This window comes from Streptomyces adelaidensis, assembly GCF_016598475.1.
Taxonomy (GTDB): domain Bacteria; phylum Actinomycetota; class Actinomycetes; order Streptomycetales; family Streptomycetaceae; genus Streptomyces; species Streptomyces adelaidensis.
This window is the reverse complement of the sequence record NZ_JAEMUX010000003.1, coordinates 127680-140923: the sequence shown is the minus strand read 5'-3', so window position 1 is coordinate 140923 and position 13244 is coordinate 127680. Positions and strand designations below refer to the sequence as shown.

Here is a 13244-nt window from a genome sequence, read left to right as displayed (position 1 = left end):
TGCCGCGCGCGCGTGCTCCGGCTCGTTCCTCACGGAGTGTTCACCGACCCCTTCAGCGGTGCCTTGGAGGCCCACTGTTCGACGAGTACGCGGCCCACGTCGCCGAGCGCGGCGGGGCCTCCCATCTCCATGTGCGTGCAGTCGACCGGCAGGACCTCCAGCGACCCCTTGACCAGCGGGCGCCACAGGCCGAGCGCGGTCTCGGGCGAGTGGTCCCGCGCGGTGAACATCACGGTGTTCCCGCCGAACGGGCGAGGCGCGTGCAGGCCGGCGACCCGCGCGTTGTTGGTGAAGGTCCGGGCCAGCGCGGCGATCCGCTGCTCGTCGAACGAGGCCAGCAGTCCCTCCCGCGCACGGGTGATCTCCACGAACCGCGGATACGTCAGCGACTCGCCCGCCCACAGGGAGGGGTCGTATCCGAAGAATTCCAGGAGCATCGAGAGGATGTCCCGGCCGGCGACCGAACCCGGCGCGGCCTCGGCCGAGGCCGCGGCGTCGGCGACGTTCGTGCCTGCGGCCTCGGCGACGTTCGTGCCCGCGGGGTGGGCGTCCAGGATCGCCAGCGTCTCCACCGACTCGCCGCTCTCCTCCAGCTGCACCGCCATCTCGTGGGCGACCACCCCGCCGAAGGACCAGCCGAGGAGGTGGTAGGGGCCCGTGGGCTGGACGGACCTGACATGGTCCAGGTAGTCCGCCGCCATCTCCCGCAGGGACGCCGGCAGAACCTCGGGGCCGTCCAGGCCCCGGGCCTGCAGGCCGTACACCGGCCGATCCGCGCCGAGCGGCGAGGTGAGTCCCGCGTAGCACCAGGAGAAGCCCGCCGCCGGGTGCACGCAGAACAGGGGCGCCTTGTCGCCCGACTCCCGCAGCGGCAACAGGACTCCGCCGCCGGCTTCTTCGGACCGCTCCTGGACGCCCCGCCCCCTGCTGCCCGCGGTGCCGTCGCCCGCCTCGGGCGAGAGGAAGGAACCGACGCTTCTGGCGGGCTCGGCGGCCGCTTCGGCCAGCAGCGTGGTGAAGCGTCCCGCGAGCGCGACGATCCGCTCGCGGTCCAGCAGGTGCGGGCGGTAGTCGAAACGCAGCAGCAGCTTCTCGCCGCCGGCGGAGACCACCAGGACCAGCGGGAAGTGCGGAGCGCCGCCACCATGGGCGTCCATGAGATTCCGGCCGGCCGCCGGCCCGGCCGGCTCATCGCGGTCCGGCGGGTGGCTGTCGAACACCATCACGGAGTCGAAGGAGCCGCCCACACCGGTGATCCGACGGATCTCGCCGAGGCCGATGTGCCGGTACGGCAGCAGCGCGGCCTGCTCCCGCTCCAGCCGGCTCAGCAGCGCCCCGAGCGATTCCGCCGGGTCCAGCCGCACCCGGGTGGGCACCGTGTCGCCGAAGAGCCCGGCCATGGTCTCCGCTCCGGCTGGCTCCGTGGGCCGACCGGAGACGACCGAACCGAACACGACGTCGGTGTCGCCGGTCTCCCGCCCCATCAGGATGCCCCAGCCCGCCTGGAGCACGGTGTTGGCCGTGACGCCATGCCCGCGGGCCACGTCGGCCAGCGCGGCGGAGGTCTCCACGTCGACCTCGAAGATGAAGTTCCGTGCGGCCGGCGGTTCCTCGGAACCCTCCCCGGGCGCCGCATCGGTGGTGGTGTTCAGCCCGTCCAGGGCCGCTCGCCACACGTCCTCCGCCTTCGTACGGTCCACGGCCTCCGGGCTCCTCGTCCGGTTCGTCTCGCGCACGACCCGGGCCAGCGCTCCGACCGTCTTGTGCTCGAAGATGTCCTGCGGGGTAAGGACGAGACCCACCCGACGCAGTCGGCTCAGCAGCTGGATCGACATCATGCTGTCGCCGCCGAGGTCGAAGAAGCTGACGTCCGTGGCGACTTCGGGGAGCCGGAGCACCTCGCGGAACACCCGCGCCACGTGCTCCTCCCGTGCTCCATCGGCGGTCATGGGGGCACCTCCCAGGCCCCCAGGGCCTGGGGGAGGGTCGGCCTCCAGCGGCCGTACACCCGTCGGCGGCTGCTCGCGGTCGAGCTTGCCGCTGCCCGTACGCGGCAGCATGGAGGCGGCCTTCAGCTCGGCCGGGACCAGATGCGCCGGCAGCCGCTCGGCCGCCCAGTCCCGCAGCGCGTGGCGGCCGGGGAGGCGGGCTCCCTCCGTGGGCACCAGGTGGGCCACGAGCCGGGCGTCGCCACTCGGCCCGTTCCGGACACAGGCCATGACCTCGGTGACGGCGGGATGCCGGGCGAGCACCGCCTCCACCTCGCCTAGTTCGACGCGGAAGCCGTTGACCTTGACCTGGGCGTCCGCACGGCCGAGGAAGTCGAGCAGGCCGTCGGGGCGCCAACGGGCCAGATCGCCGGTCCGGTACATCCGCTCGCCGGGCGGGCCGAAGGGGTCGGCGACGAAACGCTCCGCGGTCGGCCCGGGCCGGCGCAGATATCCCCGGGCAAGACCGTCTCCCGCCAGATACAACTCGCCCTGGCGGTCGGCCTCCACATGGCGGAGCGAGCTGTCGAGCACGTAGGCGAGTACGTGGCCCAGCGGCCGTCCGATGGGCGGTGCGCCCTGAGGCACAGGACCGTCGCCCGTCGAGGCGGGGGCATGGACGGTGGCCGCGGTGGCATAGACGGTGGCTTCGGTGGGCCCGTACACGTTGAGCACCCGGGTGCCGGGCATGGTCTCCCGGATCCGCGCGGCGAGAGAGGCGGGGAGTGCCTCACCGGCCATCGAGAGCGTCGTGGCCGACACCTCGAGACCGCCGGTCTCCAGCAGCTTGGAGAACACCGAAGGGATGGCGCACAGCAGACCGCCCGACCAGCGCGGCGGGTCACCGTCGAGCAGCGACAGGAGATTGTCGACCACCTCGACGCCGCCGCCGCCCGCCAGCGCCGGGAAGATCTCGGCCACCGACACGTCGAAGCTGAAGGAGCTCGCCGCCAGCACGTGTGCCAACGACTCGGCGCCGAACTCGGCGGCCGCCCAGTCCACCAGCGCGACCACACCGGAGTGCGGCACCACGACCCCCTTGGGCGTACCGGTGGAGCCCGAGGTGTAGATGACGTACGCGGGATGCGAGGGCCGCAGCGGCTCGGGGCGGTCGGCGTCGGACGGCGCCGTGGGTGAGAAGCGCTCCAATTCCCGCGCGATCGCGGGGTCGTCGAGCCGGATGGTCGTGGTCCACCCGCTCGCGGCGTCCGCGGCGTACGCGTTGATGGCGGTGTCGGTCAGCACACAGACCGGTTTCGCGTCCTCGACCATGAAGCGGAGCCGCTCGGCGGGGTAAGCGGGGTCGAGCGGCAGGTACGCGGCGCCGGTCTTGAGTACCGCGAGCATCGCCACGAGTGTCCCGGCGCACCGGGGGAGCAGCAGCCCGACGACCGACTCCGGCCCGGCACCCCGGTCGAGCAGGAGCCGGGCCAGCCGGTTGGCACGCTCGTGGAGTTGCGCGTAGGTGAGCTTGTTGTCGGCGCCGATGACGGCGACCGCGTCGCAGTGGCTCCGGGCGGCCCTCTCCAGCAGGTCGGTGAGCGTTCGGCGGGGTGCTCCGCGGGCCGTGCCGCCCGTCCGGGAGTGAACGGCCGCCCGCTCGTCCGCCGCCGGCAGGTCGAAGGTGCCCAGCGGGCGCCCCGGGCCGGCCACGGCCAGGGACAGCAGACGCCCGAAACGCCTGGCGTGCGCGTCGAGTTCGGCTGCGGAGAAGCGATCCGCCGCGCCGCTGAAGACGACCCGCAGCCGCTGGTCCGCGGGGTCGTCGTCGAGTACGACGCGTATGTCGTGGACCGGGTCGGGCACCAGGTCGTGGACGGTCGCGGACAGTTCACCGAACCGCACGAGGGGCCCGGGGGTGCGGATGTCGGCGATCGGCCCGAACAGCCGGTGCCGATCGTCCGGCGCCCCGGCCTCGCGACACAACTCCCGGTGGCCCAGCCGCTGGTGCCTGACCGCCTCGCGCGACTCCCGGGCGACGTCCCGGACGAGCTCGGCGAAGGTGGCGGTGGACCGTACCGTCAGCCGGAGCGGCACGATGTACTCGCTCGCGTCCGGGACACGCCTGCTCACCCGGCTCGGCCGGCCGTCCACCGGCATGCCGATCACCACGTCCGTGGCGCCGCTCAGCCGGTGGGCGTAGGCCGCCACGGCGGCGGACAGCACCACCCGTGCCGGCACACACGCGTCACGGGCGGTGGCACGTACACGTTCCGTGTCGTCGGCGCCGAGCGTCACCGGGCGGGAGTTCACCGGTGCCCGCAGCCCGTCGGTGTCCCGGGCCGGAGCGGCCGCGAAGGTCACCGGCTCGGGGAGGTCGGGGAACCGCCGGCGCCAGTGGGCGCGATCGGCTTCCTGCGCGGCGGATCCGGTGTAACCGGCCGTCGCCGAGGCCAGTTGGGCCCGGGTGGCCAGGGCACCGTCAGCGGCCGGGCGGCCCTCGGCGAGTGCCGTGTACACCTCGGAGACCCGGCGGGTGATCAGCGCACAGCCGAAGCGGTCGACAACGGCCCGGTGGTGCCGGTGGAACCAGTGGTGACGGTCCGGGCCGAGCCGCAGCAACGCCTGGGTCGACCAGGGCTGCCCGCTCTCCTCGCCGCCCCGTGCGAGCTCCGCTCCCCGCTCGAGCGCCGCGCGTGTCCACGCGTCGGCCGCGCCCCGCGGGTCCGCCTCCGTGCTCAGGTCCACCACGGGCAGCGGCACGCCGTCCGAGATCTCCAGGGCGGGCAGCCCGTCCGGCCCCTCGCCGGTGAAGCGCACCCGCAGTGCGGCGGCCTCGCCCACGACCCGGGCGACCGCGTCGCCCAGCAGAGTGAGGTCCAGGTCGCCGTGGATCTCCACGAGCTGGGCCGTGTGGCTGCCGGGGGCGGTGGGCCCTGCACCCGAGTCTCGTACGGCACGCCAGGTGTCCTGTCCGGCGGCGGACATGTCGGTGGGCGCGCCTCGGCGGTCAGCCATGGTCGGTTCCTCCCCGCGCGACGAGGTGCTGTGACGCGTACTGGTAGAAGCCACTGCCCGACTTGCGTCCCACCTTGCCTTCGGCGACGAGACGGGCCAGCAGGGGGCAGGGCCGGAAGCGGTCCTCGCCGGTATGCCGACGCAGCACCTCCAGCGAGTCGGCGATGGTGTCGAGACCGATGAGGTCGGCCGTGCGCAACGGCCCCATGGGGTGACCGAAGCAGTCCTGGAAAATTTGGTCCACGGTCTCGGCGTCGGCGGTTCCCTCGCCCAGCACGGCGGCCGCCTCGTTGAGCGTCAGCATCAGCACCCGGTTCGTCACGAAGCCGGGGGCGTCGCGCACCACGAGGGCGTGCTTTCCGACGCGGGCGAGGAAGCCTTCCGTGCGCTCCAGGGTGAGATCGCTGGTCTCCGGCGCGCGGATGACCTCCACCGCGTCCTTGAGCGGCGCCGGGTTCATGAAGTGGGTGCCGATGACCCGGTCGGGGCGACCGGTGAAGGATCCGAGGCGACCGACCGGGATGCATGAGGTGTTGGACGCGAAGATCGCCTCGGCCCCGCAGATCCGGTCCAGTTCGCGGAGAATCCCCTCCTTGATGTCCTCGTCCTCCCGGGCGCACTCCACCACCAGGAGAGCGGCCGCCATGTCGGCGAGCTCGGCGGACCAGGTCACGAGGGACTCGGCGCTGGACACGGGCGCGCCCGCCCGCGCCTGCCGGGACCCCCGGCGCAGCAGCGTGGCCGTCCTGATTCCGGCGCGGAGCCGGGCCGGTCCCGAGGCCAGCGCCCCGGGGTCGTTGTCGACGACGACCACGGGGTGGCCGGCTTCGGCGAAGCACTGCGCCACACCGATCCCCATCGTGCCCGCGCCGACGATGCCCACCAGTGACCCGGCCGGAACGGCTCGCGCGGCCCCCACGGCCCCCACGGCCCGCGCGGGCTGCGCGGTCTGTCGAACGTCTGTCTGATCGCCCACTGTTGCAGGTCTCCTTCGTCGGCCGAGCCGCGTCAGTCGGTGTGCGCGGGCCGTGCCGTGGCCGGCTTCGCGGGTGTGCTCGCGCTGGTCGTCGTGCGGAGGGGCCACAGGCTGGACAGCGGTGCGCCAGGGGCGCGGGTGGCCGCCCGCAGCATCGCGAGCAGTCCGTCGAGCAGAGCCCGGGCGCTCGACCGGTCGAAGAGCTCGGTGCGGTAGTCCAACGAGATGGACAGCTCGCCGCGCCCCGGCCCTTCGACGACGGACCAGGAGAGGTCCAGCTCGCTGCGGCCGGGCGGCAGCGTGAGCCGTCCCGCGTCCGTGCCGGGCCACCGCACGGGGGCCGCTTCCACCCCGGCCGCCGAGCCGAGTGCCGCCGGCAGCGCTTGGTAGGAGTACGCCACATCGAACAGCGGTGCCCTGCCGGGCTCCTCGGGCAGTCCGGCCGCGCGCACGATGTCGGCGAACGGCACATCCCGGTGCTGTTCCGCGCCGGTGATGGCCCGCCGCACCCGGTCGGTGAGCTTCTCGAAGGACGGGTCGTCGGCCAGAACCAGACGCAGCGGCAGACTCCGCGCGAAGGGACCCACCCGAGTGCGGGAAGCCGGGAGGGGAAGCGCTGTGCCGGTCAGCCCGATGAGCGCCTCGTCCGCCTCCGTGCGCAGGGCGAGCACGGCGGTGAGGGCCGCCAGCACGCTCTCCCTGGTCCCGGAACGCCCCACCGCGTGGGCGAGGCCGTCGGGAACCCGGGACCCGAGGGTGGCGGTGGCGCGGGTGCCGTGGACGGGCCGGGCCCGGTCCAGCGGCGGCGCACCATCGGCCAGTCCCGTCAGCGTCCCTCTCCAGTAGGCGAGTCGGTCCTTCCTCTGGGGGCCTGCCCAGGGCTCGGTGTGCCCGCCGGACAGCGCGGGAAGCTCGGGCGGCTCGGCCCGGCGTCCGTCCGGGCGGGCGCCGTACAGCGCGAGCAGGTCCCGGAAGAACACCTCCGGCTGACCACCGTCGTAAGCCCGCTGGTGGGTGGTCACCAGCAGGACGTGCTCGGCCGGGCCCGTCGTCGCGAAGAGCGCGTGGAGCCGGCGGCCCGATGCCGGATCGAGTACGAGTGCGGCCTCGGCCCGCGCGATCTCCCTGGCCCTGAACAGGGGCTCGCTCTCGCCGGAGACGTCCGCGGTGGTGAGGAAGCCGTCGCCGAGCAACGAGCCGTGCCCCACGGCCTCGACGGTCCTGGCACGCAACACCTCGTGCTGCTCCGCCAGTTCCTCCAGCGCCGTGCGCAGCGCGGGGAGCCGCACCTCGCCACGCAGCTCGACGCAGCTGACGACGGGGGCGGCGACCGGGACCACCGGGGCAGGCGGCGTGTCCGGTCGGTCCGCGACCGGTCCGGTCGCCGGGGGAGGACCGCCGGGGAGGTCGCCGTAGGACGTGTCCTCGTTGTCCGCGACGGCGTGCAGCAGCTCCAGGAACGCCTCGGACATGGCGGAGATCGTGCCGGCGTCGAAGAGCCGCGTCGCGTACTCCATCATGACCACGAGCTCGTCCTGGTCCGCCAGCTCGCCGACGACCATCGAGAGGTCGAACTTGGCGGTGCCGGGGGGCAGTCCGGGGAAATGCGGGAGGATCTCCGGGGCGTGCGCCGGTCCCAGCACGATCTCGCCGAAGGCGGCGGCCGGTGGCAGCGTCTGGTGCACGTACATCACGTCGAAGAGCGGGTTACGGCTCGGATCACGGTCGGCCGCGACCTCGCGCACGACCTCGTCGAACGGGATCTCCTGGTGATCGAGGGCGCCAAGCACCACCCCGCGCACCTGGCGCAGCAGCTCGCGGAAGCTCGGGTCGCCCGACAGGTCCGAGCGCAGCGCGACGGTGTTGTTGAAGAAGCCGAGCAGATCCCACAGTTCGGGCCGGCTACGACCGATGGTCGGGGTGCCGACGACGATGTCCCGCTGGCCGGACCAGCGTGCGAGCAGCACTTTCAGCGCGGTGAGCAGCACCATGAACAGAGTGGCCGTCTCCTGGGCGCCCACCTCGCGCAGCCGCTGCACCAGTGCGCCCGGGATGGTGAACCCGTGGGTCGTACCCGCGAAGTCCCTCCGGCCGGGGCGCGGCCGGTCGGTGGGCAGCTCCAGTGTGGGCGGGTCGCTCAGCTGTTCGTGCCAGTAGCTCAGTTCACCGTCGAGGCGGGAGCCGGCCACCAGCTCGCGCTGCCAACGCGCGTAGTCCGCGTACCGCACCGGCAGCGGCTCGACATCGGGGGCACGGTTCTCCAGGCGGGCCGTGTAGAACTCCAGCAGTTCCCGCATATGGATCTGCGGAGCCCAGCCGTCGTTCACCGCATGGTGCATGCACCAGCAGACGATGTGGTCGTCATCGCCGAGCCGCACGACGGTCACCCGTACGAGCGGTTCGGCGGCGATGTCGAAGACCCAGCGTGTGGCAGCGGCGACGACCGCACCCGCCGCGGTCTCCGGGGCGTCCTCGCCCACGACGTCCAGGTACGTGAAGAAGTCGCCCAGCTCGGGCCGGATCACCAGCTCGGGCCTGCCGTCGGCCTCGACGAAGTTGGACCGCAGCACCTCGTGGCGCCGCGCCAGGTCCTCCCAGGCGAGCCGGAACCTCTCGACGTCCAGGGGCCCGCGGTACCGGGAGGCGCCGGGGAGGTTGTAGAGCGTGGTCGTCGGGTCGAGCTGGTGGTGGAACCACATGCGCTCCTGCCCGTACGACAGCACCGGCTCGCCGCCCGGGACGATCGGCGGCAACTCGGCGTCGGGCACCTCGGGGACGACCGGGCCCGTCGGCGCGTCGGCGGCGCCCGGCGATCGCGGCGTGGGCGCGTGCGGCACCCGGTCGTCAATGGCCTGCGCGAGCGAGCTGACGACGGGGTGGTCGTAGATGTCCGCCAGCTTGAGCCGGACCCCGTGCCGCACTCGTACCCGCTCCACGAGCTGGAGAGCGATGACGGAGTTGCCGCCGATGGAGAAGTAGTCCGCGTCGGCCGGGACCTCGTCCGCGTGCAGCAACTCGACGAGGGTGTCCCGCAGCCAGCCCAGTACGGTCCGGGACTCTTCGGTCCCTCGCCCGCCGGGTGCGCGGACCGGTTCCTCGGCGGCAGGCGCAGGCGCGGGCGCGGGTGCAGGCACCGGAGCCGGAACGGGAGCCTGAGCGGTGGGCCGACGGAGTACCTCGTCGAAGGACAGCACCTCACCCAGTGGCCTGGCCCAGCAGCGAACGCCGGTGAACGGATGTCCCGGCAGCGGAACCCGGCCCGCCGACGGATGGGCTCGCAGCACCGGCCAGTCCAGGCTGACGCCCTCCTCGTACAACCTGCCCAGCAGCTCCAGGACGGCGGCGTCGGCGTCGGTGGCACCGGGCCGCAGACAGAGCACGCGGGCGTCCGCGCGGTCGTGGAGGTGGGCCGTCAACCGGTCGCTGATCTCGCCGCGGGAGGCCAGCTCCACGAACACCACGGGGCCGTCGGAGAGCTGCTCGTCCGCCGCCGCGTGGAGCTGCTCCACCCGCAGTGGGTCGCCCGCCACCGCCGGGTCCTGCCCGCTGTGTGCCCGCCGCAGCGTGGCGGTGTCCTCGGCGCCGATATCGCCCCGCAGGTACCGGGCGGTGTAGCGGGAGATCCCCGAACTCATCAGCCCGTCCGGCGAGACGCCGGCCCGGACCAACCGCCGGTACGTCGCGAGCTGCCCGCCGACCATCGCGGCGCGGTCGGCCGGTGCGGGCAACTCGTCCGGTAACTGCTCCGGCGACTGATCGCGCGGCTCGTAGGGTGTGGCGTCCGCCGAGAGAAGAAAGACCACCCGAGGTACGGCCCTGGAGCCGGCGTGGGCCGCCTCGCCCGCCTCGCCCGCCTCGAGCCGACGCCAGGTGACCTCGGCGGCCAGGCGTGCCGCGAGCTCGGAGGTGTCCCGGGCGACCACGGACGCACGGTGGGGGTCGTGGTCCCTTCCCTCGTTCAGCGTCCGCGCGACGTCGGCCAGCGGGTGGGCGGTGTGGCGCAGTTCGAGCGACAGCAGCTCGCACTGGGCGAGCAGGTCCGCCCCGCTGCGGGCGGACACCGCGATCAGCTGCGGGGCGCTGACAGCGGGGCGTACCGGGGCGGTCGCCGGGGGCTGCTCCACCACGCAGTGCGCGTTGACGCCGCCGAGGCTGAACGAGCTCACGCCCGCCCGGCGCGTCTCGTCGTCCCACCGCTCGAGCGAGGCGACGACCTCCAGGCGGGCACCTTCGAGGTCGACCTCGTCGGCGGGCTCCTCGAAGTGCAGCGAGGGGTACAGCTCGCCGTGGCGCACGCTGAGTACCGCCTTGACCAGCCCGGCGATTCCCGCGGCGTGGTCCAGGTGCCCGATGTTGGTCTTGACCGAGCCCACCTTCACCGTACGGTCGCCGTCGGGACGGGCGAGGGCCAAGCCCTCGGCTTCGACCGCGTCGCCGAGCCGGGTGCCCGACCCGTGTGTCTCGATGTATCCGGCGGTCGCCGGGTCCAGCGAGGCATTGCGCCACGCCTTGGTGATGGCCCGGGCCTGCGAGCGGGCGCTCGGGGTGCTGATGGTCGCGGAGTGCCGGCCGTTGTGCACCACGGCGCTGCCGCGGATCACGGCGTGGATGAACGAGCCCTCCGCCACCGCCCGTTCCAGCGTGGTGAGGAGCACTACCCCGCCGCCCTCGCCGGCGCCCGCCCCGTCCGCGGCACGGTCGAACGCGCGGGACCGGGCGGTGGGCGAGGCGATGCCGGGGAAGTCGGCCACCGCGGCCGCCGGCGGCACGATGTGGCGCAGGTTCACCCCGCCCACGACGGCGTAGTCCGCGTCGTCGTCGCCGAGCTCACGGCAAGCCTGGTGAACGGCGACGAGTGAGCCGTTGCAGCCGGTGTCCACGCCGTAGCAGGGGCCGGTGAAACCGAAGAGGTGGGAGATCCTGGCGGGCAGGGCGCAGGGAATGTTTCCGCTCATGCCGAGGGTGCCGTGCTCACGCACCAGAGGTGCGTAGCCGTTGCTCGGCGAGCTGAAGATCACCGCCGTCCGGCTGTCCCGGAGCCCGGACGGGGCGTATCCCGCGTTCTCCAGCGCCTCCTCGGTGAGCTGGAGCGCCAGCCGGTGCTGCGGGTCGGTCACCTCCGCCTCGCGCCGGGAAAGACCGAAGTGCTTGTGGTCGAAGAGGTCGATCCGTTCGAGGTAGCCCTGCTCCGGATAGTCCTGCCGGGGATCGAGCCCGGTGCTCCGGATCCGCTCCGGAGGGATCGGGCGCACCGAGTCCCTCCCCGCCCGCAGGTTCGCCCGGAAGGCGGCGAGGGAATCCGCCTGCGGGAATCTCGTGGCTATGCCGATCACCGCGACGGCCGGTCTGCCGTGTGCCACGCCCGTACCGCTCATGTCACCTCTCCCTTCACGCGTGTCAGAGCTCGTATGTGGCCGGTGGGGCGTCTTCCTCGCCTTGCGCGCGCTCGCCCTGGCGGTCGGCGATGAGCTGCGCCTGGGTGGCGATGGTGATGTAGTCGAACAGCTCGCCCACCCGCAGCGCCTCGGGCCATCGCCTGTCCAGCCTGTCGTGCAGGTCGATGACCTTGATCGAACTCCCGCCGACGGAGAAGAAGTTGTCGTCCGGGCCCGCGCCGGAGTGCCCGAGGACCTCCGCCCAGATCCGGCCGACGGCGAGCCGGTGCCCGCTCCAGTCCCCGCCCGCGGTGCCCGCGGAGGCCTGCCGGTCCTTCGGGATCAGCTTGCGGAGCGCGGCCCGGTCCGCCTTGGTGCTGTGGTCGAGCGGCATGTGGTCGACCGGTACGAACAGGGTCGGTGTGGCCTGCTCCACCAGTCGGCCTCGACAGTGTTCGCGCAGCTCCGAGGCGTCCGGCGGCCCGCTGCCGGGTGTCGGTAGTACGAAGGCGATCACCTGCGGCTCGTCCTGCCCCGCACGTTCGCAGAGCACCACGGCCTGCTCCACACCCGCATGGCGTTCCAGCACGCTCGCGATCTCGCCGAGTTCGATCCTCGTACCGCGGATCTTGGCCTGCTCGTCCGTTCTGCCGTGGTACTGCAGCGCGCCCCGCTCGTCGACGCCGGCGATGTCCCCGGTGCGGTAGAGGCGCCCGCCCGGCCGCCCGTACGGGTCCGCGACGAATCGCTCGGCCGTAAGGGCCGGCTGGTTGGCGTAGCCGAGTGCCACCAGGGAGCCGCCGACGTAGAGCTCGCCCCGCTCCCCGGCCGGGACTTCACACAGCCGCTCGTCCAGGACCAGGGTCCGCGCGCCCGGCCAGGGCCGCCCGATGGCGATACGGCCCCGGGTCGGGTCCGGATCGGTCTCCACCGTGCAGGCGATGGTCGTCTCGGTGGGCCCGTACTCGTTGACGATCCGGGTCCGTGGCAGTCGCTCGTGGTGCGCGCCCACCAGCTGGGGGGTGCACTCCTCACCTCCCACGACCACCAGCCGCAGGGTGTCGGGCAGGCCGCCGGGATCCTGGAGCACCGCCCGGTAGTAGGAGGGAATGTTGAACAGGTGTGTCACCCGGTGTTCCCTGGCCAGCCGGGTGAACTCCGCCACCTGCACGAGCTGTCGGGGGTCGGGCAGCACCAGCGTGTGACCGCGGGTGAGCGACCAGAACATTCCGCCGAGAATCCCGTCGAAGGACAGCCGCAACGCGATCAGGAAGACGGAGTGCTCGGTGCCGTACACCGGCCCCCGGCAGCTGATGGACGCCGCGAGCTGGCCCCGGCTGACCATCACGCCTTTGGGCACACCGGTGGATCCCGAGGTGTAGGCGACGTAGGCGGGGCTCTGCTCGGGTACCGGTGGGTACGGGTCGCTGGGCAGCTCCTGGCCCGCCTCGACGAGCCGCGTCACCCGGAGGTCCGCCGCGTCCACGACCGTCGGCGGGGCGGGCATCGCCGAGAGCACGGAGGCCGGCACGGCGTCACCGCCCTCGCTCAGCACCACCGCGCAGTCGACGTCCCGGCACAGCGCCTCGAACCTCCCGACGGGCAGGTCCGGTTCCAGGACCGCCCAGGTGGCACCGGTGCGCAGTGCGGCGAGTATGGCGACCACGGACAGGGCGCTCTGCCGCGTCCGGACACAGACGACCCGCCCCGGCCGCAGCCCGTGCCCCCACAGCAGCCGCGCCAGACCGGCCGAGGCATGGTCGAGTTCGCGGTACGTCAGCGAGACCCCGCCGATGATGAGCGCGGTCGCCTCGGGCACCCTGACCACCTGGCTTCGGAAGGCGGCCCACACCGGCCGTACCTCCGCCGGGGCGTCCGCCGGGCCGTCCACGTGGATGAACTCATCGGTGCCGTCGGGATTTCGGGTCATCGCAGCCTCGCTTCCTG

At 73.1% G+C, this 13244-nt stretch carries 4 protein-coding genes; all 4 read right to left on the bottom strand.

Features of this window, described 5'->3' with window-relative positions:
• Window positions 1-29: 29 nt before the first annotated feature.
• From I8N67_RS02650 to I8N67_RS02635, 4 genes are read right to left on the bottom strand one after another with little or no spacing between them, the layout of a single operon-like run.
• Window positions 30-4946, bottom strand: coding sequence for a non-ribosomal peptide synthetase (locus I8N67_RS02650; protein WP_200300906.1), 4917 nt, complete (start codon window positions 4944-4946; stop codon window positions 30-32).
• Window positions 4939-5922: a 3-hydroxyacyl-CoA dehydrogenase family protein gene (locus I8N67_RS02645; RefSeq protein WP_307835128.1), complete on the bottom strand. Its 984-nt coding sequence runs from the start codon at window positions 5920-5922 to the stop codon at window positions 4939-4941. The genes I8N67_RS02650 and I8N67_RS02645 overlap by 8 nt, the downstream gene beginning before the upstream one ends.
• Before the next feature lie 32 nt (window positions 5923-5954).
• Window positions 5955-11297: a condensation domain-containing protein gene (locus I8N67_RS02640; RefSeq protein WP_200300905.1), complete on the bottom strand. Its 5343-nt coding sequence runs from the start codon at window positions 11295-11297 to the stop codon at window positions 5955-5957.
• A 22-nt stretch (window positions 11298-11319) separates the two neighbouring features.
• Window positions 11320-13227 (bottom strand): non-ribosomal peptide synthetase, encoded by a 1908-nt coding sequence (locus tag I8N67_RS02635; protein ID WP_200300904.1) that lies wholly within the window; start codon window positions 13225-13227, stop codon window positions 11320-11322.
• Between the last annotated feature and the right edge of the window lie 17 nt (window positions 13228-13244).